Annotated in this window: 18 protein-coding genes and 6 tRNA genes; 16 read left to right on the plus strand and 8 right to left on the minus strand. The window is 36.3% G+C overall.

Annotated elements, in window-relative coordinates; all coding sequences use genetic code 11:
* Positions 1-176 precede the first annotated feature (176 nt).
* From priA to groL, 8 genes are all read left to right on the plus strand, one after another.
* Entirely contained in the window at positions 177-2,384 is a 2,208-nt protein-coding gene (gene priA / locus BN1226_RS02680; RefSeq protein WP_044469864.1) for a primosomal protein N', read from the plus strand.
* A gap of 101 nt (positions 2,385-2,485) precedes the next feature.
* On the plus strand, positions 2,486-3,364 hold the full coding sequence (gene ftsN / locus BN1226_RS02685) for a cell division protein FtsN (RefSeq protein WP_044469865.1): 879 nt from the start codon (positions 2,486-2,488) through the stop codon (positions 3,362-3,364).
* A 186-nt stretch (positions 3,365-3,550) separates the two neighbouring features.
* Complete coding sequence (locus BN1226_RS02690; RefSeq protein WP_044469866.1) at positions 3,551-4,117, plus strand: TetR/AcrR family transcriptional regulator; 567 nt, start codon at positions 3,551-3,553, stop codon at positions 4,115-4,117.
* A gap of 32 nt (positions 4,118-4,149) precedes the next feature.
* Positions 4,150-5,346 carry an efflux RND transporter periplasmic adaptor subunit gene (locus tag BN1226_RS02695; RefSeq protein ID WP_044469867.1) on the plus strand — a complete coding sequence of 399 codons (1,197 nt, stop codon included), beginning with the start codon at positions 4,150-4,152 and terminating at the stop codon, positions 5,344-5,346.
* Between the two features lie 21 nt (positions 5,347-5,367).
* Positions 5,368-8,457 carry a multidrug efflux RND transporter permease subunit AcrB gene (acrB, locus tag BN1226_RS02700; protein ID WP_044469868.1) on the plus strand — a complete coding sequence of 1,030 codons (3,090 nt, stop codon included), beginning with the start codon at positions 5,368-5,370 and terminating at the stop codon, positions 8,455-8,457.
* Between the two features lie 146 nt (positions 8,458-8,603).
* Positions 8,604-9,098, plus strand: coding sequence for an FxsA family protein (locus BN1226_RS02705; RefSeq protein WP_044469869.1), 495 nt, complete (start codon positions 8,604-8,606; stop codon positions 9,096-9,098).
* A 90-nt stretch (positions 9,099-9,188) separates the two neighbouring features.
* Positions 9,189-9,479 carry a co-chaperone GroES gene (locus tag BN1226_RS02710; protein WP_044469870.1) on the plus strand — a complete coding sequence of 97 codons (291 nt, stop codon included), beginning with the start codon at positions 9,189-9,191 and terminating at the stop codon, positions 9,477-9,479.
* A 63-nt stretch (positions 9,480-9,542) separates the two neighbouring features.
* A complete protein-coding gene (gene groL / locus BN1226_RS02715) occupies positions 9,543-11,189 on the plus strand; it encodes a chaperonin GroEL (RefSeq protein WP_044469871.1) in 1,647 nt (548 codons plus the stop codon).
* Between the two features lie 147 nt (positions 11,190-11,336).
* On the opposite strand, the gene brnQ is transcribed toward groL, so the two are convergent.
* The 6 genes from brnQ to BN1226_RS02745 all read right to left on the minus strand — a co-directional run bounded on the left by brnQ (position 11,337) and on the right by BN1226_RS02745 (position 14,139).
* Positions 11,337-12,644, minus strand: coding sequence for a branched-chain amino acid transport system II carrier protein (gene brnQ, locus BN1226_RS02720; protein WP_044469872.1), 1,308 nt, complete (start codon positions 12,642-12,644; stop codon positions 11,337-11,339).
* Positions 12,645-12,711: 67 nt separating this feature from the next.
* Positions 12,712-13,503: a glycosyltransferase family 32 protein gene (locus BN1226_RS02725; RefSeq protein ID WP_044469873.1), complete on the minus strand. Its 792-nt coding sequence runs from the start codon at positions 13,501-13,503 to the stop codon at positions 12,712-12,714.
* A gap of 118 nt (positions 13,504-13,621) precedes the next feature.
* Positions 13,622-13,697: transfer RNA gene (locus tag BN1226_RS02730), tRNA-Val, on the minus strand.
* Positions 13,698-13,809: 112 nt separating this feature from the next.
* Positions 13,810-13,885 (minus strand) — tRNA-Val (locus BN1226_RS02735).
* Positions 13,886-13,941: 56 nt separating this feature from the next.
* A tRNA-Val gene (locus BN1226_RS02740) sits at positions 13,942-14,017 on the minus strand.
* A 46-nt stretch (positions 14,018-14,063) separates the two neighbouring features.
* Positions 14,064-14,139: transfer RNA gene (locus BN1226_RS02745), tRNA-Val, on the minus strand.
* Positions 14,140-14,333: 194 nt separating this feature from the next.
* On the opposite strand from BN1226_RS02745, the gene gltX reads away from it, so the two are divergent.
* Positions 14,334-15,776: a glutamate--tRNA ligase gene (gene gltX, locus BN1226_RS02750; protein ID WP_044469874.1), complete on the plus strand. Its 1,443-nt coding sequence runs from the start codon at positions 14,334-14,336 to the stop codon at positions 15,774-15,776.
* A 46-nt stretch (positions 15,777-15,822) separates the two neighbouring features.
* A tRNA-Ala gene (locus tag BN1226_RS02755) sits at positions 15,823-15,898 on the plus strand.
* A gap of 105 nt (positions 15,899-16,003) precedes the next feature.
* On the opposite strand, the gene nanQ is transcribed toward BN1226_RS02755, so the two are convergent.
* The gene (nanQ, locus tag BN1226_RS02760) at positions 16,004-16,480 is read right to left on the minus strand and encodes an N-acetylneuraminate anomerase (protein ID WP_044469875.1); all 477 of its coding nucleotides are present in this window, start codon (positions 16,478-16,480) and stop codon (positions 16,004-16,006) included.
* Positions 16,481-16,734: 254 nt separating this feature from the next.
* On the opposite strand from nanQ, the gene pnp reads away from it, so the two are divergent.
* From pnp to BN1226_RS02775, 3 genes are all read left to right on the plus strand, one after another.
* Positions 16,735-18,873, plus strand: a complete 2,139-nt coding sequence (pnp, locus tag BN1226_RS02765) for a polyribonucleotide nucleotidyltransferase (RefSeq protein ID WP_044469876.1) — start codon at positions 16,735-16,737, stop codon at positions 18,871-18,873.
* A 110-nt stretch (positions 18,874-18,983) separates the two neighbouring features.
* A complete protein-coding gene (gene nlpI, locus BN1226_RS02770) occupies positions 18,984-19,952 on the plus strand; it encodes a lipoprotein NlpI (RefSeq protein ID WP_044469877.1) in 969 nt (322 codons plus the stop codon).
* Between the two features lie 103 nt (positions 19,953-20,055).
* Positions 20,056-21,936 (plus strand): DEAD/DEAH box helicase, encoded by a 1,881-nt coding sequence (locus tag BN1226_RS02775; protein ID WP_044469878.1) that lies wholly within the window; start codon positions 20,056-20,058, stop codon positions 21,934-21,936.
* Positions 21,937-22,098: 162 nt separating this feature from the next.
* On the opposite strand, the gene dauA is transcribed toward BN1226_RS02775, so the two are convergent.
* Positions 22,099-23,853, minus strand: coding sequence for a C4-dicarboxylic acid transporter DauA (gene dauA, locus BN1226_RS02780; protein WP_044469879.1), 1,755 nt, complete (start codon positions 23,851-23,853; stop codon positions 22,099-22,101).
* Positions 23,854-24,036: 183 nt separating this feature from the next.
* Between dauA and BN1226_RS02785 the strand changes: the two genes are divergently transcribed.
* From BN1226_RS02785 to BN1226_RS02795, 3 genes are all read left to right on the plus strand, one after another.
* Positions 24,037-24,126, plus strand: a tRNA-Ser gene (locus tag BN1226_RS02785).
* Between the two features lie 164 nt (positions 24,127-24,290).
* Positions 24,291-24,992, plus strand: a complete 702-nt coding sequence (locus tag BN1226_RS02790; RefSeq protein WP_044469880.1) for a 7-cyano-7-deazaguanine/7-aminomethyl-7-deazaguanine transporter — start codon at positions 24,291-24,293, stop codon at positions 24,990-24,992.
* 18 nt (positions 24,993-25,010) lie between these two features.
* The gene (locus BN1226_RS02795; protein ID WP_044469881.1) at positions 25,011-26,321 is read left to right on the plus strand and encodes an MFS transporter; all 1,311 of its coding nucleotides are present in this window, start codon (positions 25,011-25,013) and stop codon (positions 26,319-26,321) included.
* Positions 26,322-26,423 lie beyond the last annotated feature (102 nt).

Raw genomic sequence — 26,423 nt, forward strand, 5'->3', positions numbered from 1 at the left:
GAAAGTATCAACAACTTTCTGAAGGCTCGTTAGTAAGAGCGCAAATTATACCTTAAAAAATGGATTATTCAAGGGCAATTATTGGTTATAATAAGTAACTGTTACGGATTTAAGATGTGTATTTCGACAAAATTTTAATCCTTTTGCTAATTGTTTAAATTTTTACTTAACCCATTATGAAATTTGTTCGTGTTGCTTTAGCTGTACCATTAATGCGTCTATTTGATTATATTTTACCCGAGGGAATGAACCCCGTGGTAGGTGGACGTGTGCAAGTTTCATTTGGAACACAAAAACGTATTGCGATCGTGGTGGAATTAGTGGATCAAACCGATATTCCAGCAGAACAATTAAAACCTATTCTAGCGGTTTTAGATGAAGAACCTTTATTTAATCAGGCGTTATGGCGATTATTATGCTGGGGAGCAAAATATTATCAATTTTCTTTAGGCGATGTACTATTCTCAGCACTTCCAGCTAAGTTACGCACAGGCGAAAGTGCGGTAGAAAAAGCAAAAATTTTCTGGAAAATAACCGCACTTGGAGAAAATGCACTAATAACAGATCAATTAAAACGAGCTAAAAAACAGTTTGAGGCACTGTTAGCGTTAAGCAAAATGCCACAAGAAAAAGCTAATAATATGTTTTCACCAGCTATCTGGTCTCAATTGAAAGCAAAACATTTTATTCAAGAAGTGATTCAACCTGTGCAGTTAGTTTCATGGCGGCAGAAATTGAATAATGAATCTATCGCTAAAGCACAACAACGGCTTACCTTAAACAAATCGCAAGCATTAGCGTTGAGCCAATTGTTATTTCAAGATGGCTTTGTCGCCTGGTTACTTGATGGGGTTACAGGTTCGGGCAAAACAGAAATTTATTTGCAGTATATAGAAGAAATTCTTAAACAAAATAAACAAGTTTTAGTGCTGGTGCCTGAAATTAGTTTAACACCACAAACGGTGCAACACTTTCAAGCTCGTTTTAATGTACTTATTGATGTACTCCATTCTAATTTAAATGATACGCAGCGCTTACAAGTTTGGCAACGGGCAAGAAGGGGGCAAAGTGCAATTGTTATTGGTACACGTTCAGCATTGTTCACTCAATTTTTCGATCTTGGTTTAATTGTGATTGATGAAGAACATGATAATTCATTTAAGCAACAGGATGGCGGTTGGCGTTATCATGCTCGAGATTTAGCTATAGTTTATGCAAAACAACTTAATATTCCAATTTTATTGGGCTCTGCAACCCCTAGTTTAGAAAGCTTAAATAATGTAAAAAAAGGCAAATTCAAGCATATTGTATTGTCTAATCGGGCGGGAAACAGTCCTGTCTTAAAACACGAAGTAATTGATTTAAAACATCAAATTGTGCATAACGGTTTATCGGATGCTTTATTACGTAAAATGACCTTTCATTTAGAAAAAGGTAATCAGGTAATGTTGTTTTTGAATCGCCGTGGTTTTGCACCTGTGATGTTATGTCATGAATGTGGTTGGATTGCCACTTGCCAGCAATGTGATAAACCTTATACTTATCATCAAAATCATCGTGTTCTAAAATGTCATCATTGTGAGATACAAAAGCCTGTTCCTATGCAATGTCCTGAATGTGGCTCAACGCATTTAGTGACTACAGGTATTGGTACAGAGCAACTTGAAGAGGTACTAAAGGAAAGATTTCCTCAATATAAAATTACACGTATTGATCGTGATAGTACTAGCCGTAAAGGTGCATTAGAAAATCATTTAGACAATATTCGTCAAGGAAAAAGCCAAATTTTAATTGGAACACAGATTCTAGCCAAAGGACATCATTTTCCTGATGTCACCCTGGTAGGGATAGTGAATGTTGATAGTGCTTTATTTTCATTAGATTTTCGAGCGGAAGAACGTTTAGCCCAATTGTATATACAAGTTGCAGGGCGTTCAGGACGTTCTGAAAAACAAGGGGAAGTGGTTTTACAAACCCATTACCCTGAACATCCATTATTACAGTGCTTACTCAATCAAGGTTATTCAGCCTTTGCTGATTCTACATTGAATTTACGTGATCAAATGGGATTACCGCCTTTTAGTGGACAAGCATTATTTAGAGCACAAAGTAAGAAGAGTGAAGAGGCAGAACAAATCTTGCAATCTATTGCAAATTATTTTCATCAATGGAAGCAACGACAGCATGTCTCAGAGCTACAAATATTAGGCCCTATGTCTGCGCCATTTAGCAAAAAGGCAGGGCGCTTTCGTTGGCAGTTGTTATTACAACATACTTCTAAATCTATTCTACAAAAGGCTTTGTCAGAATTTAATTTAGAAAATGATATTAAATCTTCCCAAGTAAGGTGGATTTTAGATGTCGATCCACAAGATATGAGTTAAATATCTAGTCAGCAGCTAGTTTTTTGAGTAGAATTAATTTCATTTTTCAGAATAATTCAAATTTTATTATTTATTGGGCTTTTGAATAAGAGATATTTATTGTGGCACAACGTGATTATGCTGCTCGTAATAGCAGAAAGAAAAAATCAAAAGGTATCAATGCTGGTTTATTAACTGCAATTGCAGCGTTAGTTGTGATTGCTTTTATTGCAACCCTTTATTTTATTAAAAATTCGGGTTCATCAGTAACACCTGAAACTATTAATCCTACCACCAATGCAGCCAAAGAAGCACCTAAAAGTCAGCTTCCAAGCCGCCCTGAAGAAGTATGGTCTTATATTCAGCAACTGGAAAGTCGAACTGTTCCCACTGATGTTGTGCAAACAGAAAAAACGTTACAGTTGAGTGATAAACAAAAAGAAGAACTGAAAAAATTGGCGGAACGTGAAAAACAAGCTGAGTTAGAGAAAGCTAAACGTGCTGAAGAGGCTAGCAAAAACACAGAAACTCAGTCTGTTGATGCTCAAACTATAGCATCTAAAGATAGTCAAACATCTACACAGCCTGCGCCAGTGACTGACGCTACAACAGCTACAGTCGCACCTGTAAAAGATGAAGCAACCTTAAAAGCAGAGCAACAAGCTATCGCTGAAAAACGTAAAAAAGAAGAAGAGCGTAAGAAAGCTGAAGCAGCTCAGAAAGCAGAACAAGCCAAAGCTGATGCAGCTAAAAAAGCGGTAACAACGGAAACTGCAAAACCTGCTACAGGCAAATTTGGTTTGCAATGTGGCGCATTTAAAAATAAAGCTCAAGCCGAAAGTTTACAGGCTCGTTTGGCAATGTCAGGTTTAAATGCTCGAGTTAATTCAAGTGCAGATTGGAATCGGGTAGTGATTGGACCTGTAGGGGATAGAACTGATGCAGTCAATGCCCAAAAACAAGCGAGTGCAATCACAAACTGTGTGATTATTGGTATGTAGTCTTAACCTATCTTATTACAAGCTATTTTTATTTAAAGTGCGGTCAATATTTTTTAAATATCGACCGCACTTTTTCTTGCTAAATGGCTAAAAATCATTAAAATGAACGAACGTTCATTCATTCCATAAGCTATAGCTTTATCTATGAATGTTGTGTCTTAAGCTTAACTTTTGAAATTAATTATTATGCGTCAATCTGAAACAGATATGGCTGAGCAAATTTTTAAAGCTACAGAGCATTTGATGGCAAGAGAAGGGTTACATAACCTATCTATGCATAAAATTGCTAAGGAAGCAAAAATTTCTGCGGGGACAATTTATCTTTATTTTAAAAGTAAGGAAGAATTGTTATCACAATTTGCTTGGCGAGTGTTTTCTCTTTTTGATAAAGCACTGAAAAAAGATTTTGATGAAACTGAGGATTATTTCAAACAATATCAAAAAATGTGGCGGAATATTTGGACATTCTTACAAACAGATCCTGATGTGATTGTAAATATGCAACAATATCAGTCTTTGCCAGGTTTTTTAGAAATTTGTACGAAGATGGAGCACGAAAGTCTCTGGACAAGGTTTTGTCAAAAAGCTCAACAAGCAGAAGTGTTATGTAATTTACCTGTGGGGATTTTATTTGCACTTAGTTTAGAAAGTGCGATTAAGTTAGCAGTTAAACAATTCTATTTTAAAGAAACATTTTCTGAGGATATTTTATCCATGACCATTGAAAGAACTTGGCGTTCTATTCAAAAATAGTTTTATAAATTCGACTTTTTACGGAGTTTTTTATGACGGATAGTCAAAATAGCAAACCAAAACGCTCACATGCTTTCTTTCTGAAAGTCGGGTTAGCGGTGATTATTTTAGTGTTTGCCCTAGTGATTGGTTTAAATAAATTTAAGGACATTATGATTAGCAAAGCGATTGCTAACATGCCTGAAAAAGCAAACCCAGTAACAGTATTAAAGGTAAGTCCATCAGAATGGACCCCAGTGATTGAAACCACAGGTTTAATTAGACCAAATCAAGGTTCAATGTTGAGCTCACAAGCTTCAGGTACGATTAAACGTATTTATGTGAAATCAGGTCAAGTTGTGAAAAAAGGGGATGTATTAGTTGAATTAGATAATTCTGTTGAAGAAGCTACCTTAAAAGCTTCTGAAGCACAGTTGCCTTCAGCACGATTAACCTATCAACGTTATGCAAATTTAATTAAATCTCAAAGTGTATCTCAAACTGAATTAGATTCAGCAAAAGCCACTTATGATCAATTAATGGCAAATATTAATTCATTAAAAGCATCCATTGATCGTCGTAAAATTGTAGCACCTTTTGATGGTGTAACAGGGATCGTCCAAGTCAATGAAGGGCAATATATTCAAGCATCTACTCAAATTGTACGGGTTGAAGATATCAGTTCAATGAAAGTGGATTTTTCAATTTCACAAAATCAATTAGAGAAACTTCATATTGGTCAAAAAGTAACAGCAACCTCAGATGCTCGTACTGGAGAAACCTTTGCTGCAAAAGTCACGGCTATTGAACCCGCAGTAAATAAATCAACGGGGTTAATTGATGTTCAAGCAACCTTTGATGCAACTGATGCACAAAAATTATTATCTGGTATGTTTGTGCGTTTACGTTTAGCGTTGCCGACTGAAACTAACCAAATTGTCATTCCTCAAGTTTCTATTACATATAATATGTATGGGGAATTAGCTTATGTGTTACAACCTCTTTCAGAAGAAGATAAAGCTAAATTCCAAGATGATGAAAATCTAAGCAAAATGTATCGTGTAAAACAAATCACGGTATTCACTAAGGATCGTCAGGGTATCTATTCACAATTAAAAGGTGATGATATTAAAGTGGGTGATATTGTGGTCACAGGTGGACAACAACGTTTAAGTAACGGAAGTTTAGTTCAAATTTCAGATAAAGAAGGTGTGGGTACCGCACAACCTGCTGAAAAAACTAACCTTTAATTTCAGCCAAGGATTTATTGAATGAAATTTACAGATATATTTATTCGACGCCCTGTTATGGCAATGGCAATTAGTATGCTGATCATTATTCTTGGTTTGCAAGCCATTTCTAAATTAACAGTACGTGAATATCCAGAAATGACAACAACGGTGATTACGGTGAGTACCACCTATCCTGGTGCTGATGCTGGATTAATTCAAGCTTTCGTCACCTCTAAATTAGAAGAAGCGATTGCCCAAGCTGATAATATTGATTATTTATCATCAACCAGCTCTCCAAGTTCATCTCGTATTACTGTTAAAATGAAATTAAATACAGACCCAAGTGCAGCACTTGCGGATGTATTATCAAAAGTGAACTCCGTTCGTTCTGAACTTCCTTCTGATATTGAAGATCCTGTGTTGACTTCATCTACGGGTGGTTCGGGGATTATGTATATCAGCTTTACATCGGATAAGTTAGATTCTAGTCAAGTCACAGATTATATTGAACGTGTTGTAAAACCTCAGCTATTTACTGTGCAAGGTGTGGCTAAGGTGCAAATTTATGGTGCGGCTGAATATGCTATGCGTGTTTGGTTAGATCCACAAAAATTAGCCGCTCAAAATCTTTCTGCACCTCAAGTAATGAGTGCATTATCAAGTAATAATGTACAAACTGCAGCGGGGAGTGACAAAGGCTATTTTAATATTTATCGTAATAAGGTTGAAACCACTACCACAACAGTGGAAGATCTAAGTAAATTAATTGTTTATTCTGAAGGCGATAAATTAGTTCGTTTAGGTGATGTGGCGGATGTTGAATTAAATAAAGAAAGTGACAATACTCGTGCTGCAGCAAATGGTGCCGATGCCGTAGTATTAGCCATTGAACCTACCTCAACAGCGAATCCATTAACCGTTGCTGATGATATTCGTCCTTTATATGATACGATCGTAAAAAACTTACCGAATAGTATTCAATCTTCCATTCTTTATGACCGTACTATTGCAATTAACAGTTCAATTAATGATGTAATACATACTATCGTAGAAGCGGTGTTGATCGTGTTAGTCGTTATTATGTGTTTTATAGGTTCATTACGTGCCATTTTCATTCCTGTGATCACGATTCCAATTTCATTAATTGGGGTTATTTTCATGTTGCAAATGTTTGGCTTTTCAATCAATTTAATGACCTTGCTGGCCTTGATTCTTGCGATTGGTTTGGTGGTAGATGATGCGATTGTTGTATTGGAAAACGTTGATCGTCATATTAAAGAAGGAGAAACACCTTTCCGAGCAGCCATTATTGGTACCCGTGAAATTGCTGTACCAGTAATTTCAATGACCATTGCCTTAGTTGCAGTATATTCGCCGATGGCATTAATGAATGGTATTACAGGGACTTTATTTAAGGAATTTGCTCTCACCTTAGCAGGTGCGGTATTTATTTCGGGAATTGTGGCACTTACCCTTTCGCCAATGATGTCGAGTAAAATTTTAAAACATGAAAGTTCTAAATTTGAAGAAAGAGTGAACCGTACATTAACCCGTATGACAGAAATTTACACTTATTTGCTAGGCCTTATTATGCAAACACGTAAATTAATGCTCATATTTGCGGTGATTATTTTTGCAACATTACCTGTATTATTTACTAATCTTTCCAGTGAGTTAACGCCTGCAGAAGATAAAGGTGGTTTTTTAGGGATTGCTACTGCACCATCAAATGTTAATGTGGATTATGTTCAACAAGCGACAAAACAATATGAAGCAATTTTAGATGGAATACCAGAAAAACAATATTCTCAAGTGATTGCGGGTGCACCAAATACCAATCAAGCTTTGATTATTTCAACTTTGAAAGATTGGTCGCAACGTAGTCGTACACAGGCTGAGGTAATGGCTGAATTAACAGCTAAAGCAGCTACAATTCCAGAAATTTCGGTCTCCGCCTTCTCATTCCCTGAAGTTGAAACTGGTGAACAAGGTCCTCCTGTGGTATTTGTCTTAAGTTCTCCAGGTAGTACTAAAGATTTGGCAGAAGTGGCAGGAACATTCTTACAAAAAATTAAGCAATCAGGAATGTTTGTTTATTCAAACTTGACCTTAAAGTATGATACGCCACAAATGCGTATTAAGGTTGATAAAGAAAAAGCGGGTACTTATGGCATCACGATGCAACAAATAAGCCGTACTTTGGGTAGTTATTTATCTGAAGCTACCATTACTCGGGTGGATATTGACGGACGCGCTTATAAAATTATTTCGCAAGTGAAACGTGAAAACCGTTTATCACCAGAAAGTTTGAAAAATTATTATATTTCAGCAAGCAATGGTGAAAGTGTGCCATTAAGCAGCTTATTAACTGTCACCCTTGAACCTCAACCCTATTCATTACCTCGTTTCAGTCAGTTGAATAGTGCTGAAATTCAATTGGTACCTTCACCGACTTCTACAACAGGTGATGCGATTAAATGGTTACAACAAGCAGCTAAAGAACTACCTGCTGGATATAGTTATGACTGGAAAGGTGAAGCTCGCCAACTTGTACAAGAGGGTAATTCATTAGCGATAACATTCGTATTAGCGGTTATTATTATTTTCTTAGTATTAGCTATTCAATTTGAATCTCTTCGAGATCCATTGGTAATCATGGTATCTGTACCTTTAGCAATTTCAGGTGCCTTGTTAGTGTTAAATTTATTAGGTCTCTTACGTATTCCAGGCGTAACATTAAATATTTACTCAGAAGTGGGTTTGATTACGCTAGTGGGCTTGATCACTAAACATGGTATTTTGATGTGCGAAGTTGCAAAAGAAGAACAGCTTAAGCATGGTAAAAACCGTATTGATGCAATTATGGCAGCTGCGCAAATTCGTTTGCGTCCAATCTTGATGACTACAGCAGCGATGATTGCAGGCTTGATTCCATTACTTTATGCATCCGGCGCAGGTGCGGTAATGCGTTTTAGTATGGGGGTTGTCATTGTAGCAGGACTTGCAATTGGTACTTTATTTACCTTATTTGTGTTACCTGTAATTTATTCATTTATTGCAAGTGAACATAAACCATTGCCAGAATTTTATGAGGAACAGTCAGTAGCATCTACAGATTCTACTCACTAACCTTAGATAAAATTTCTAAATTTTTAACCGCACATTTGATTTATCAATCAAAGTGCGGTTATTTTTTAGAAAATTTTAGTTAATCATTGAAATTCTATTATTTCTCCTCATATTTATTAAATAAATAATTTTTTAGAGAGATGGCTATGTCAAAAATTTTGCTGATTCCCCTTATTGCCTTGATCTTTATTTATCTTGAATTGTCACTTTTAATAAGTATTAGTTCAGTAATAGGAACTTTAGGTACTATTTTTTTATTATTTCTTTCTGGTTTTATTGGTATTGCTATGTTGAGATCCAGAGGAATTTTTACTCTGTTGAATTTACGTAAACAAATAAATCAAGGGGAAATTCCTCTACGCACATTAACATTATCTATCGTGTGGATGATTGCGGCGATTTTATTTATTATCCCTGGTGTTCTTACGGATCTAATCGCGTTATGTTTATTATTTCCTCCTGTGCAGCGCTGGTTAGGTAAATTGATTATGAGTAAATTTAATTTAATCAACTTGGGTTTTAATTATCAATCTGCGGGAAAAGGCTTCCAGCAACAATTTTATGGGGATAAAGAACAGAGTAGTGAAATTTTTGAAGCAGAATATGAAAAACAAACTGATGAAGAAAGATGGCTAAAATAATTTTTATTTTACCCTTGAAAGGGCAAAAAAATGCCCCATATCCAATTTACATTTTAAATCAATCTAACATTTACTAAAGAGGTAATTTGAATGAATATTCGTCCATTACATGATCGTGTGATCATTAAACGTGAAGAAGTTGAAACCCTTTCTGCAGGCGGTATTGTATTAACAGGTACTGCTGCCACAAAATCGACTCGTGCAAAAGTATTGGCGGTAGGTAAAGGTCGTATTCTTGAAAATGGTACAGTGCAACCATTAGATGTAAAAGTAGGTGATACAGTGATTTTCAATGATGGTTACGGTGTAAAAGCAGAAAAAATTGATGGTGAAGAAGTATTAATTATTTCTGAAAACGATATTTTAGCAATTGTAGAATAATTATCACTAAAACTAATTAATAGAAGCGTATAAGTACGCTCACAGAATAAGAAGGAAAATAAAATGGCAGCAAAAGATGTTAAATTTGGCAATGATGCACGCATTAAAATGCTTACCGGTGTGAATGTATTAGCAGATGCAGTAAAAGTAACCTTAGGACCTAAAGGTCGTAATGTAATTTTAGATAAATCATTTGGTGCTCCAACTATCACTAAAGATGGTGTCTCTGTAGCACGTGAAATCGAATTAGAAGATAAATTCGAAAATATGGGTGCACAAATGGTAAAAGAAGTTGCCTCAAAAGCAAATGATGCAGCTGGTGATGGTACAACAACGGCTACTGTACTTGCGCAAGCTATTGTTAATGAAGGCTTGAAAGCTGTTGCAGCAGGTATGAATCCAATGGATCTCAAACGTGGGATTGATAAAGCTGTGGCTTCTGTAGTTGAAGAATTAAAAGCACTTTCTAAACCTTGTGAAACATCAAAAGAAATTGAACAAGTCGGTACAATTTCTGCTAATGCTGACGAAACTGTGGGTAAATTAATTGCCCAAGCGATGGAAAAAGTTGGTAAAGAAGGGGTTATTACTGTGGAAGACGGTTCTGGTCTTTCAGATGAATTAGATGTAGTTGAAGGTATGCAATTTGACCGTGGTTATTTATCACCTTACTTTATCAATAAACCAGAAGCTGCAACAGTTGAATTAGATAATCCATTTATTTTATTAGTGGATAAAAAAATCTCTAATATTCGTGAGCTAATTCCTGTATTAGAAGGTGTGGCTAAAGCTGGTAAACCTTTATTGATCATCGCTGAAGATGTAGAAGGTGAAGCATTAGCAACTTTAGTAGTGAATACAATGCGTGGTATTGTTAAAGTTGCAGCAGTTAAAGCCCCAGGTTTTGGTGATCGTCGTAAAGCCATGTTACAAGATATCGCAATTCTCACTGCGGGTACTGTAATTTCTGAAGAAATCGGTATGGAATTAGAAAAAGCGACTTTAGAAGATTTAGGTCAAGCTAAACGTGTTGTTATCAATAAAGATAATACAACTATCATTGATGGTATTGGTGATGAAGCTCAAATTAAAGGTCGTGTGGCACAAATTCGTCAACAAATTGAAGAGTCTACTTCTGATTATGATAAAGAAAAATTACAAGAGCGTGTCGCTAAACTCGCTGGCGGTGTTGCTGTAATCAAAGTTGGTGCAGCTACTGAAGTAGAAATGAAAGAGAAGAAAGATCGTGTTGATGATGCATTACATGCAACTCGTGCAGCCGTAGAAGAAGGTGTTGTTGCCGGTGGTGGTGTTGCTTTAGTTCGTGCAGCTGGTAAAGTGGCTAAAACACTAAGTGGTGATAATGAAGACCAAAATGTAGGTATCAAACTAGCATTAAGAGCAATGGAATCACCACTTCGTCAAATTGTTGCTAATGCTGGCGAAGAAGCTTCAGTTGTGGCAAGTGCGGTTAAAAATGGTGAAGGTAACTTTGGCTATAACGCAGGTACTGAACAATATGGTGATATGATCGAAATGGGGATTTTAGATCCGACTAAAGTTACTCGTTCTGCATTGCAATTTGCTGCATCTATTGCGGGATTAATGATTACTACTGAATGTATGGTAACAGATTTACCTAAAGAAGATAAAGCAGATTTAGGTGCCGCTGGAATGGGTGGCATGGGCGGAATGGGTGGAATGATGTAATTATCCATTAAAGCTAAAATATTTAAAAAACACTCAGTCTTTAGATTGAGTGTTTTTTTATGCAAAGTGCGGTAGCTTTATATAAAATTTTAGATAAAAAGAAAGGGCGTAATTTCTGAATTCGCCCTTATTGATGAGAGTAAAGTATTATTTTGCTACTTTAGTTGAGCTAAAGATATAACCTAAGAATGTTCCACTGATTGCAAAAACTAACCATTCTAAAGAATGTGCTTTAAGTGGAAGATATTGTACAAAAGGTAAATCTGCAACAGAACAGAATGCAATAATGGAAACAAATAAAATTGCCATGCGGAATGCTAAGTTAGGTAATCGAATAAATAGATTCACCAATAATAGCAACATCACAGTCATTGCAATAGGATAAAGTACTAATAATACTGGGATGGATTTGCTAATAACTGTGTTTAGACCTTGATTGGCGATAATAAAGCCAATTAGTGTGAATACCATCACATAGGTTTTATATGCAATTTTATGATAAATTTCATTGAAGTATTCACTAACGGCAACAATTAGCCCGATTGCTGTGGTTAAACAAGCTAAAGAAACAATCAGCCCTAACACCGAACGACCAAACTCACCAAAGGCTTGAGTGGTAATTGCATTTAGAATATAAGTTCCAATATCTTGTTGATTAGCATTCAGTTGATTTAAGGTTTCTTGTGAAATAGGTAGATGATGACCAATCCAACCAATGGCTAAATAAATTGCACCTAATGAAATGGCCGCGATAATGCCTGCTGAAATGGTCTGCTTAATTAATGCTTTTCCTTCAGATACACCTTTTGATTTAATCGCTGCAATAACGATAACTGAGAAGGCAATTGCTGCTAAGGCATCCATGGTTAGGTAGCCGTTAATAAAGCCTTCAAAGAAACCTTTGTGATTAGAAATTTCAGAAATATTGACCGCACTTTCAGAAATATCCTTACCACCTAATAAGAATACTGCACGGATCACTAACACTAAAATGCTTAGTAATAAAATAGGTGTCAAGATTGCACCGATGCGTTCAACCATCTTTGATGGATTAATGGAAAACCAAATGGCTAAAGAAAAATAAATGAACGTAAAGATAAATAGAGATAAACTATCACTGGTTCCAATGAAAGGTAAAATCGCCATTTCATAAGCTGTAGCCGCTGTTCTTGGAATAGCAAAGAATGGACCAATGCTTAAATAGATTGCTACTAGAAAGAGGATAGAAAACCAAGGGTGAACTCGATTTAAGGCATTTTTATATCCACCTTCATAAAATGCACTCACAATAATCCCTAAAAGAGGAAAACCGACACCACTGAGAATAAAACCAAGCATAGCAGGAAAAAATGTGACTCCACTTTCCAAACCTAGTTTAGGTGGAAAAATCAAATTACCTGCACCAAAAAAAATCGCGAACAGCATAAAGCCGACAATAAAAGTGTTTTTGTTCATATTAATTAAGATCTAAATTTCAAAGTAAGTCTCTGCTAAAGTGCGAGAGATAAGGGTTAAAAATAAGTTATTTTTTCAAGATGTCTTCATTTTTAGTATGGTTCCATTTCCCCATTTTTTTATCCATATATTGGAAATACTCATTACTAAATGTGCCTTGTGCACAAGTGATTTTATCTCGGCGTGCATTAACATCTTTTCCTTCAAGTGCCTGATTTAAGGTGGTTGGCCCAGTTAGTGAAAAAACACCTCCATCAATGCGACGTTGTTCAATATTTTCAATGATAATATCTAAAGTGTCTTTTAGAAATTGATTTCCTTTTTCACTAGCTAAGAAGAAGTTTGTATATTTATCACGACGAGTAATTAATACTTCAGAATCCTCGGAATCAATTATCGCAGATAAACACCATACTAAATGTCCATCAATATCAATATATACACCACCTTCAGTATAGAGTGTAAAGATACGCCAGAAATCAGCTTGTGCAGCACCATCAGTTAATTGCTGATAAGCATTAAAAGTGCGTTGATCAGCGTGAGTTTTAATATAATCTTCTCGAGCTTCAGTGCTGACATAATGATAATCATAACTCCAAGAGAGTGCGCGGTTAACTAAGTAATTACAATAAATTGGTAGAGTAACTTTGTTGCTGTAGTTAGTCTGCCAAATAGTTTTATTAATTTTAGTTACTTGATTAGATTGACGAAATGCAGGGCTATATTCAGGAATGGTAAAGCGCTTTTTCGGAAATATAGCATGGAATGGATAACTTAATATTTTTACAATATTACCTAATAGACGTAATAAGCCATTAGATAAAACAATAAGTTTCTCATATTTAACAGGTTTATTCATTGGATCACCATTGATAATAAAATTTTATGTACTTTACCATTTATCCAACAATAATTAAATTGTTCTTAATAAATTAAGAAGTAAAACCTAATGAAATTCAATGAAGTAAGAAAAGAAGTGGTGGGCGATACCGGTCTCGAACCAGTGACCCCCTCCTTGTAAGGGAGGTGCTCTCCCAACTGAGCTAATCGCCCTCAAAAATTATCATTTCTACTGCGTTATTCTTTTTCATCTATTTAAATAGAATGATTTATCAGAATATCTTGTATAAATTTCAATTTTTAGTAGGTAATTTTAAATCAAAAGTGGTGGGCGATACCGGTCTCGAACCAGTGACCCCCTCCTTGTAAGGGAGGTGCTCTCCCAACTGAGCTAATCGCCCACTTGAAACATAAAATTTATGCTGATTTAAAATTTGGGGTACTTAAACTAAAAGAGTGGTGGGCGATACCGGTCTCGAACCAGTGACCCCCTCCTTGTAAGGGAGGTGCTCTCCCAACTGAGCTAATCGCCCTCGTTAGTTTAAGCATACAACAGGAAACTTAAATTAAAAATAAAAGTGGTGGGCGATACCGGTCTCGAACCAGTGACCCCCTCCTTGTAAGGGAGGTGCTCTCCCAACTGAGCTAATCGCCCCTGTTGTGGGTTGGCATTATAATTGTTATATGCTTTCAGTCAACTTATTTTTGCAAAAAACTGGTTAATTGTTGTAAATTTAGCCATAAATTTGCATTTTATTTTATCAAGAATAAAACTTTCCTTAAAGATTAAAACACGTTGTAGTACAATACTTACAATTTTTTGACATCCAAATTCAAAGGTTATAATAAATGGACATTAAAGCATTATTTAATTTAGATCCGAATATTAAAGTACGTACTCGCTTTGCCCCTAGCCCTACAGGTTATTTGCATGTAGGTGGCGCTCGGACAGCACTTTATTCTTGGTTATATGCAAAACATCATCATGGTGAATTTGTGTTACGTATTGAAGATACGGATTTAGAACGTTCAACACCTGAAGCCACAGCTGCAATTTTAGAAGCAATGGAATGGTTAGATTTGGCTTGGGAGCATGGTCCATATTACCAAACTAAACGTTTTGATCGTTATAATGAAGTTATTGATCAAATGATTGAACAAGGTTTGGCATATCGTTGTTATTGCTCAAAAGAAAGATTAGAAGAATTACGTCATACACAAGAAACCAATAAAGAGAAACCTCGTTATGATCGTCATTGTTTAAATGATCATAGCCATCTTAGCGATGAGCCTCATGTGGTCCGTTTTAAAAATCCACAAGAGGGATCAGTTGTATTTGATGATGCAGTTCGTGGCCGTATTGAAATTAGTAATAGTGAATTAGATGATTTAATTATTCGTCGTACTGATGGTTCTCCAACTTATAACTTCTGTGTAGTAGTAGATGACTGGGATATGGGGATTACTCATGTTGTTCGAGGTGAAGACCATATTAATAATACTCCTCGTCAAATTAATATTTTAAAAGCATTGGGAGCACCTATTCCAACTTATGCTCATGTTTCTATGATTAATGGTGATGATGGTCAAAAATTATCAAAACGTCATGGTGCGGTTAGTGTAATGCAATATCGTGATGAAGGTTATTTGCCAGAAGCATTATTAAACTATTTAGTTCGTTTAGGCTGGGGACATGGTGACCAAGAGATCTTTACTCGTGAAGAAATGATTAATTTATTTGAATTAGATCATGTAAGTAAATCAGCGAGTGCTTTCAATACAGAAAAATTGTTATGGTTAAACCAACATTATATGCGAGAGTTACCCGCTGAATATGTGGCTAAACACCTCGAATGGCAATATAAAGATTTAGCCATTGATACGTCAAATGGTCCAGCATTGACGGATATAGTGACCATGCTCGCTGAACGCAGTAAAACTTTGCGTGAAATGGCATTAGCAAGCCGTTATTTCTTTGAAGATTTTGAAGTGTTTGATGAAGCTGCTGCGAAAAAACATCTTAAAGCGAGTGCAATTGAGCCATTAGAAGTGGTTAAAGCTAAATTGGCTGCATTATCTAGTTGGGATTTACATAGCACACATCAAGCTATTGAACAAACTGCGGCTGAATTAGAAGTCGGAATGGGCAAAGTAGGGATGCCTTTGCGTGTTGCTGTTACTGGCGTAGGACAATCTCCGTCAATGGATATTACCCTAGTGGGAATTGGCCGTGAACGTGTATTAGCGCGTATTAATCAAGCAATTGAGTTTATTAAAACAAAAGTTGCTTAATTTTAATTGACAATTTAAGCGTTGGATTTTATTATTCACCGCATTTGGGGATATAGCTCAGTTGGGAGAGCGTTTGAATGGCATTCAAAAGGTCGTCGGTTCGATCCCGATTATCTCCACCAAATTTACAGCCTTGAATTTTTTTCAAGGCTTTTTTTGTGATAAATTTCCATTAAAAAGACCGCACTTTTACGCTTAAAGTGCGGTCTTATTTTAAAAAATTTTAATTAAACAACCATTTCAACGGGAATTTTCACGACTAATTTTTTTAAACTGATAACTCTACCATCGACATTACAACATGGACGATGTAATTCACCAGGGAAGAAAACTGCAAACATTTTAGGTTTTAAAGTAATTGTATGCATGACTAAACCATCAAAATTTGGTGATAATTGGTAGTCATCTTCCTCATTGTATTCATTACATTGATTTAAGTTGATTTGGTTTGTACTACATTCAATGGTTTCAGATTCACTGATTAATACTTGAACATCGATATATTTGCGGTGCACTTCCGCTTGTTTTTCAGAAGGTGCGGTAGTCGTCGGTTCCATTACATTCATATAGATTTTATCTGTAATATCATGACGACCTTTTTCTAAGCTTACTAAGTCTAAAGTATTTAAGTAATCGCAAATATCTGCAATCACTTTAGGTAAACCTACTTTGAAGGTTTTACTTGTTAAATCACCAATAATCATAGTCACTCCTTGGTTTGTAAATAAAGTATAGCTATCATACATTTTCCTTATAATGGAGTAAAATGTTGGAGTGGAAAATAATATTACAATTCATCTAAAACTCTGTATAATAAACAAGTTTTATTTTCCGTTTTAGCGTGCGGCTATCAAAAGTGATTTTTGTAAATTTCATCAAATTTATTTTAAGATTACTTTTGCTAGTCGCAATTTGGAGAATAGAACATTGTAAATTATTAATATAAAAGGAAAAAACAATGACTCCAATTGTTAAACAATTTAAATATGGTCAACACACGGTGACATTAGAAACTGGTGCTATAGCACGTCAGGCAACTGCTGCAGTAATGGCGAGTATGGATGACACCACAGTATTTGTTACCGTAGTTGCAAAAAAAGAAGTCAAAGAAGGACAAGATTTCTTTCCATTAACCGTTGACTATCAAGAACGTACTTACGCAGCAGGTAAGATTCCTGGTGGTTTCTTTAAACGTGAAGGTCGCCCTTCTGAAGGTGAAACACTAATTGCTCGTTTAATTGACCGTCCAATTCGTCCATTATTCCCAGAAGGTTTCTTAAATGAAATCCAAATCATTGCGACTGTGGTTTCTGTAAATCCACAAATCACCCCTGATTTAGTGGCAATGATTGGTGCTTCAGCTGCGCTTTCCTTATCTGGTGTACCATTTAATGGTCCTATTGGTGCTGCTCGTGTTGGTTTTATCAATGACCAATTTGTATTAAATCCAACTATGACTGAACAAAAACAAAGTCGTTTAGATCTCGTCGTTGCTGGTACAGATAAAGCAGTATTAATGGTTGAGTCTGAAGCTGATATTTTAACTGAAGAACAAATGTTAGCCGCAGTAGTATTCGGTCATCAACAACAACAAGTTGTAGTTGAAGCGATCAAAGAATTTGCTGCAGAAGCAGGCAAAGCACGTTGGGATTGGGTTGCTCCCGAACCAGATACAGCTTTGATTAATCAAGTTAAAGCTATTGCTGAAAGTCGCTTAGGTGATGCTTACCGTATTACTGAAAAACAAGTTCGTTATGAACAAATTGATGCACTTAAAGCAGAAGTTATTGCACAAATTACCGCTGAAAATGAAGAAGTGAGTGAAGGTAAAATTATTGATATTTTCACTTCTCTTGAAAGTCAAATTGTGCGTGGACGTATTATTGCTGGTGAACCTCGTATTGATGGACGTACGGTAGATACTGTACGTGCTTTAGATATTTGTACAGGGGTATTGCCTCGCACTCATGGCTCAGCAATTTTTACTCGTGGTGAAACACAATCTCTTGCTGTTGCAACTCTTGGTACTGAACGTGATGCACAAATTCTTGATGAATTAACAGGTGAACGCCAAGATACTTTCTTATTCCATTATAACTTCCCTCCATATTCTGTAGGTGAAACAGGCCGTATTGGTTCGCCTAAACGCCGTGAAATTGGTCATGGTCGTTTAGCAAAACGTGGTGTGGCAGCAGTGATGCCAAGTATTTCTGAATTTCCATATGTTGTTCGTGTTGTCTCAGAGATAACAGAATCTAATGGTTCATCTTCAATGGCTTCTGTTTGTGGTGCATCTCTTGCATTAATGGATGCTGGTGTGCCAATTAAGTCCGCCGTTGCAGGTATTGCCATGGGCTTAGTAAAAGAAGAAGACAAATTTGTCGTGTTATCAGACATTTTAGGCGACGAAGACCACTTAGGTGATATGGACTTCAAAGTGGCAGGTACTCGTACAGGTGTCACTGCACTTCAAATGGATATCAAAATTGAAGGAATTACGCCAGAGATTATGCAGATTGCATTAAATCAAGCGAAAAGTGCTCGTATGCATATTCTAGGTGTGATGGAACAAGCTATTTCTGCTCCTCGAGCTGAAATTTCTGATTTTGCACCACGCATTCATACTATGAAAATTGATCCTAAGAAAATTAAGGATGTGATTGGTAAAGGTGGTGCGGTTATTCGTGCGTTAACAGAAGAAACTGGCACATCAATTGATATTGATGATGATGGTACTGTGAAAATTGCAGCGGTTGATGGTAGTGCCGTAAAACAAGTAATGGCACGTATTGAAGAAATTACTGCTGAGGTAGAAACTGGAGCAATTTACACAGGTAAAGTAACTCGTCTTGCAGATTTTGGCGCCTTTGTTGCTATTTTAGGCAATAAAGAAGGTCTTGTGCATATTTCTCAAATTGCAGAAGAACGAGTTGAGAAAGTGAGTGATTACCTTGCTGTTGGTCAAGAAGTGCAAGTTAAAGTAGTTGAGATCGATCGTCAAGGTCGTATCCGTTTAACAATGAAACTTGCGCCTAAAGCAGAGGTACAAGAGCAAGTTGCTGAACAATCTCAAGAAGATGTTGTTGAGCAAGAATAATTCTTAAAATTTAGACCGCACTTTACTAAATTTCCTTGTTATTAGAGGAGTGATTAGCTGTAAAGTGCGGTATAAATGTAAGAAATTTGTCTAACTAAGGCTTATCGGTAATGATACAACTGAGAAAGTTGTTTAACTTTGTATTATTCTTACCTAGTTTGTTTTTTATTTGCTTGATATCTGGCTGTATTAGTAGCTCGGATCAAGTGTTTGTCTCTAAAAATAAAGTTGTTTTAGGTGAGCAATATCCCAATGCACATTTTGATCAAGAAGTGATGATTGTGCGTATTAGCCAAATGCTGATTGTTGGACAATTGAGTAAAAAAGAACGTGCCGATCTACATTTTGAACGGGGTGTTTTATACGACAGTCTTGGTTTATGGGGACTGGCTCGTTATGACTTTACTCAAGCCTTAGCATTGCAGCCAAAATCGCCTGCAATCTATAATTATTTAGGGCTTTATTTATTATTAGATGGTGAATATGACAGCGCATTGGAAGCTTTTAATGCGGTGCTAGAACTTGATACTAACTATGAATATACATACCTAAATCGTGGGTTAGATTTTTATTATATGGAACGTTATAACTTGGCTCAGAATGACTTACTTAAGTTCTATCAAGCAAATAAAAACGATCCTTATCGAGTGTTATGGTTATATCTTAACGAATTAAAATTTAAACCTACCGAGGCAACGCAAAATTTAGTAGAGCGAGCTAAAACACTTTCTACTGAATACTGGGGAACCTATATTGTTCAGTATTATCTGAACCAGATTTCTGTTAAAGATCTTTTAGACAAAGCGAAAGCTTTTGTTGATCCGCAGTCTTCTCAATATGCGGAAGTATTAACAGAAACTTATTTTTATCTAGCAAAACAAAAACTCAATGCAGGCCATATGGAAGAAGCGGAAACGCTATTTAAGTTAGCTATGGCAAATCAGGTGTATAACTTTGTTGAGTATCGTTTTGCATTGTTCGAGCTTGCAAAACTAAAAGATGCAAGTGAGTTAACAGAACAGGCTGTTGTGCAACAAATGAAATTTACTCAAGATAGTTCTGATTCTAAAAAGAATTAACTACAGAGTAATCTGCAATTACTGCATACTTATTTTTTCTCAACAAATTTTTATACATATAGGACGCATTGAGCTTTCCTTATTTTATATTCGAGTATTTTTAATGACTGAAACTACAATTACTTTTGGGGATTTAGGCTTGCCTGAATTCATTCTTTCTGCTGTTTCCGATATGGGTTTTGAAACGCCATCGCCTATACAACAAGCTTGTATTCCACATCTTTTAGAAGGCCGTGATGTACTTGGTATGGCACAGACAGGGAGTGGAAAAACTGCGGCATTCTCTCTTCCATTATTGGCACAAGTAGATATTGGACAAAGACATCCTCAAATGTTAGTTATGGCACCGACGAGAGAGCTTGCTATTCAAGTAGCAGATGCTTGTGAGCAATTTACAAAAGGTGCAAAAGGCATTCATACAGTAACTTTATATGGCGGACAACGCTATGACATTCAGTTACGTGCATTACGTCAAGGTGCCCAGGTTGTTGTTGGTACACCAGGTCGTATTCTAGACCATATTCGTCGTGGCACTTTAGATCTTTCTGAATTGAAATTTATTGTTCTTGATGAAGCAGATGAAATGTTACGCATGGGCTTTATTGATGATGTTGAAACTGTGATGGCAGAATTACCTGAAAAACATCAAACAGCTCTTTTCTCTGCTACTATGCCAGAGCCAATTCGTCGCATTACAAAACGTTTTATGACGGATCCACAAGAAGTTAAAATTCAATCTACACAACGTACGAATCCAGATATTGCTCAAAGTTGTTGGTATGTACGAGGTTTCCGTAAAAATGATGCGTTGTTACGCTTTTTAGAAGTAGAAGATTTTGATGCAGCAATTATTTTTACAAGAACTAAGACTGGCACCTTAGATATTACGGAATTACTAGAAAAGCACGGTTTCCGTGCTGCAGCGTTGAATGGTGATATGACACAACAATTACGTGAGCAAACTTTAGATCGTTTGCGTAATGGTAGTCTTGATATTTTAGTAGCAACAGATGTAGCGGCTCGTGGTTTAGATGTTGAACGTATTAGTTTAGTGGTTAATTATGATATTCCATTAGATGCGGAATCTTATGTTCATCGTATTGGTCGTACTGGTCGTGCTGGTCGTTCTGGTAGTGCTATTTTATTTGTAGAACCTCGTGAACGTCGTTTATTAGGTAATATTGAACGATTAATGAAAAAGCCAATTGAAGAAGTGGAAGTTCCTAATCATGAGGCATTACAAGCAAGTCGTCGTTCAAAATTTACCGCCAAAGTTACTAAGCAATTAGAACATCGTGATTTAGAACAATATCGCTTGTTGTTAGAAGATTTATTTACAGCGGATCAAGATCAAGAAGATATTGCAGCAGCCATGTTGATGTTACTTCAGGGCAAACAGAAACTTATTCTTCCACCTGATCCACCAATGGAAAAACGCACTCGTCGTGAACGTGATGAGCGTCGTAGTGAACGTGGCGACCGACGTGATCGTCGTGATAGTCGTTCAGAAGAGCGCCGTGGTTATGGTAATCCTATTCCAATGGATTTATATCGTATTGAAGTGGGGCGTGCTGATGGTGTGGATGTTCGCCATATTGTCGGTGCTATCGCAAATGAAGGCGATATTAATAGTCGTAATATTGGACATATCAAACTTTATGATGAGTATTCAACGGTTGAATTACCGCAAGGCTTACCGAAAGAATTATTAAACGTATTTGCTAAAGCACGCGTCTTAAATAAACAAATGCGTATGACTTTTGTAAGTGAGGCTAATGGTTCAACAGGGCGTGAGCGTGGCGAACGTCGTAGTAACGGTAATCGTCGTAGCAATGACCGTAATGACCGTCGCGATAGTGGCAGACGTGAAGAACGTCGTTTTAATGAGCGTGGTGGTCGTTCATTTAACGAACGTGAACGCTCTCTTCGTAAGGAGTTTAAAGAGCGTAGTGAAGCTAAAGAGCGCCGTCAACGCCGCAGCTAATCATCAAATATTAAAAAAGGAATCGTAAAGATTCCTTTTTTATTAATAGACTATAAGATGACTAGTCGCTACGACAAAGTGCGGTTGAAATTTGAAAAATTTTCTTTAATAAAATAATGATAAAAGGAGACATATCCCTTTTATAATCAATTTAGCTTCAACTTATTCTGATAGCGCTTTATATCCAGCTTCCAAACTACGAATTTTATTATAAGTAATATGTAGATTCTTACTGAAATGAATACGCTTAATTTCTGGTACCGAATTAGATTTAACAATCATACGTAATGGTTGGAACTGCATGTTACACATATATAACTCTTGGTGAGGTAGCATATGTTGTACAAAACGGCTTAATGCGTGAATTCCACCCGCATCGAGTACGGTTACCGAATCACAACGTAGTACAATATGGCGAATAGTATGGTCTGTATGAGCAGTTTTTTCATGTAAATCTGCAAATAAGTTGTCTGCTGCTGCAAAGAATAATGGGCCACTAATTTTATACACTAAAACATCCTCTAAATCTTCTGGCGGTGCAACTTCAAATGATTTCGTCATTTCTGCAATTGTACGGATAAATAATAAACTGGCTAATAACACACCAACAGTAATAGCAATAACCATATCAAATAATACGGTTAAAATTAAACAGGTTAATAATACGGCAATTTCATTACGACCTGAGCGACGAATAAGGCTGATAATTTGTGGTACATTAGCCATATTCCACGCCACCATGAGTAATAAAGCTGCCATTGATGATAATGGCAAATAAGAGAGTATGTCAGCAAAAAGTAATAATGCTAATAATACTAAAATTGCATGCACAACACTTGCGATAGGGGATTGTGCACCAGCTTTTACATTTGCTGCTGAACGTGCAATAGCTGCTGTAGCAGTGATCCCTCCTAAGAATGGAGAAACAATGTTACCTAATCCTTGTGCTAATAATTCATTATTTGAATGGTGTTTAGTATCAGTCATATGATCTAATATTACGGCACATAATAATGATTCTATTGCGCCGAGTACCGCCATTGAAAAGGCGGCTGGTAAAAGTGCTTGTATACTATCAAAATTCCAATTGACTACTTCACCTTGTGCATTGGGAATGTTCCAAGGTAAGGTAAATTCAGGCAGAACATTAGGAATACCATGACCAATAGAACCATCGGGTAATGTAAATGTAAAGGCCGAACCAATACTTGAAACATGAAAACCACAGCTAATTAATCCAAGAGAAAGTAATGTACCAATAATGACCGCAGGAAGATGCCCAGGAATGGATAAACGGAGTTTATGCCAATTAATCAGCACTAATAACGTTACTATACCAACAGCTGCATCAGCCCAGTTAATCGTTGGCATAGCGATGATTAATGTGTGAAGTTTATCCAAATAGTGTTCAGGCATTTTAGTGATATTTAAACCAAAAAAATCTTTGATTTGTAATGTACCAATCGTAATGCCAATACCTGAGGTAAACCCTAAAGTTACGGGTAATGGAATATATTCAATAAGGCGCCCTAAACGTAGGAATGCCATGATAACTAAAATAATACCAGATAATAAAGTTGCTATGAGTAATCCACTTAATCCAAATTGTTGTGTTACTGGGTAGAGAATAACCACAAATGCAGCAGTAGGGCCAGAAATATTGAACCGAGAACCGCCTGCGAGTGCGATAATGATACCTGCCACAATAGCAGTATAAAGTCCATGCTGAGGAGGAACCCCACTTGCAATGGCAAGTGCCATAGAAAGGGGAATAGCTATCACACCAACAGTTAAGCCTGCAATGATATCTCTGATGAGGTGTTGTTTGGTATATTGATGATGAAAGCTATCCTTAAGTGCACTGAAAGGTTTAACAGTAAGAAAGGCATTTTTAGTAATAAACCATTTTTTTAACATATAAATCCAAATATAGGGGGTAAAAGAGAAGATTAACTCTGTTGATGAGTAACAATATGTATATTTTATCCTTAAATCGTTCATATATTCATGAGATAACTCAATAAAAAACAAAAAAAACTTGACGAAAGGCAAGTAAATTCTTATAGTTTCTGCCCCAGTTACATTCTGTAATACCAAAATGGTGAGATGTCCGAGTGGTTGAAGGAGCACGCCTGGAAAGCGTGTATGTGCGAAAGTGCATCGGGGGTTCGAATCCCCCTCTCACCGCCATTCTATTTACTATTAAATTTATTCATATAAATCCATAAACTCTTTCATTTGATTTCTAGTTGCATATTTTTTTATATTAAGTATTATTCTGCGCTCGTATTACATTTTGTGATGTAGTTTTTCAGTTTGGGTTCCCTAACCCCAATTTTCAAAAAGGTATATCAATGAAAGCATATCTTCAGATCTTCAATGATCAACAAAAACAACGGGCGTTAATTTTTATAAGTTTGTTTCATATTTTAGTGATCGCCGCTAGCAATTATTTAGTTCAAGTTCCTTTTGAAATTCATTTACCTTTGACCGCACTTGGTGCTCAAGAGGATTTTAGTTTTCATAGTACTTGGGGGACTATTACTTTTCCATTTGTATTTTTAGCAACAGATTTGACAGTTCGAATCTTTGGGGCAAAAGAGGCTAGATGGATTATTTTTGTTGTAATGGTTCCTGCGCTGGTGATTAGCTATGTGATTTCAACATTATTTTCTGATGGTCAATTCCAAGGTTTTGGAGCATTGCTATCCTTTAATAGTTTTGTGTTTCGCATTGCAATGGCAAGTTTTTTGGCTTATGCCTTTGGCCAATTATTAGATGTATTGGTATTTAATCGCTTAAGACAATTAAAACATTGGTGGATTGCACCAAGTAGTTCAATGGTATTTGGCTCAATGGCAGATACCTTTTTGTTCTTTGCGGTCGCATTTTACCAATCAACCGATCCCTTTATGGCTGAACATTGGCTAGAACTTGGGGTTGTAGATTATTTATTTAAGTTATTTGTCGGTATTGTATTGTTTGTACCTGCGTATGGAATTGTTTTGAATTTTATTCTTCGCAATTTATTAGGAGTCCAATCATGCAATAACTAATATTAAGAAGGACCCCCTATGAACCTAAGAGAAACAATTGATAATAGTATCATGTCAGCATATCAATGGATGATAATTATTATTGCGAGTGTCATGAATTTATTAGATGGTTTTGATGTGTTAGCGTTGGCTTTTACTGCCACCGCTATTCGAAATGATTTAGCTTTAACTGGTACTGAACTTGGCTCTTTATTGAGTGCAGGGCTTTTAGGAATGGCTGCAGGTTCATTATTTTTAGCTCCAGTTGCTGATAAAATCGGTCGCCGTCCATTATTACTTATTTCTGTTAGCCTCTCAGCATTAGGAATGTTGGGTTCAGCTTATAGTGCAAGTTTCAATAGTTTAGCCATTTGGCGTGTAATTACTGGGCTTGGTGTTGGCGGAATATTAGTGGGCACTAATGTCCTTACTAGTGAATATTCATCTCGTAAATGGCGTAGCCTAGCAATTAGCATTTATGCTTCTGGATTTGGCGTAGGAGCTGTATTAGGAGGAATGTTTGCGGTTATGCTACAACAGGAATATAGTTGGCACGCGGTTTTTATTGCAGGATTTGTATTAACGACAATTTGCTTATTTGTTTTAGTATTTTGGTTGCCAGAATCTATTGATTTTTTAATCACTAAACAACCTCGTAATGCCCAACTTAAATTGAATAAAATTACAAGAAAAATGGGGCTAAAAGGTGAATGGTTACTGCCTGAAAAAGTAACTTTGACAGTGAGTAAATTACCAATTAACCAATTATTTAACCAAAATTATCGAAAATCCACCGCACTTATTTGGATTGCTTTTTTTTCCATAATGTTTGGCTATTACTTTGTCAGTTCTTGGACACCAGCTTTATTAAAAGACGCGGGAATGACTACAGAACAAAGTGTTAGCGTAGGCATGATGATTTCTCTAGGGGGAACTTGTGGTTCATTGCTTTATGGTTTACTTGCGAGTCGTTGGTCAGCTAAAAGTATTTTACTAGCTTTCACCATATTATCAGCGATAACTGTTGTAGTATTTATCCTTTCAGCTTCTGTACTTTGGTTGGCGATGATCTTTGCTATTTTAGTTGGTGGGTTTATGAATGGTTGTATTAGTGGACTTTATACATTAAATCCAAGTATTTATGCTTCTGATATTCGTAGTACTGGTGTTGGTTGGTCTATTGGTATTGGTCGTATCGGTGCAATTTTGGCACCTATTGTAGCTGGGTTGTTATTAGATGATGGTTGGAATAAACAAAGTTTATATATCGGTGTCGGCTTTGTATTGTTTATTTCAACATTAGCACTATCATTTCTAAAAATACGAACAACTTTGGGCTCGATCAAATAGTGATGAAATAAATACAAAAAATAGAAAATAATCCCTGTTGGCTATTGTTCATCTTGACTAAACGAGGTATATTCACCGACAATTTATTCATTATTATTAAAA

Source organism: Mannheimia massilioguelmaensis, assembly GCF_000940515.1.
Lineage (GTDB): Bacteria > Pseudomonadota > Gammaproteobacteria > Enterobacterales > Pasteurellaceae > Basfia > Basfia bettyae.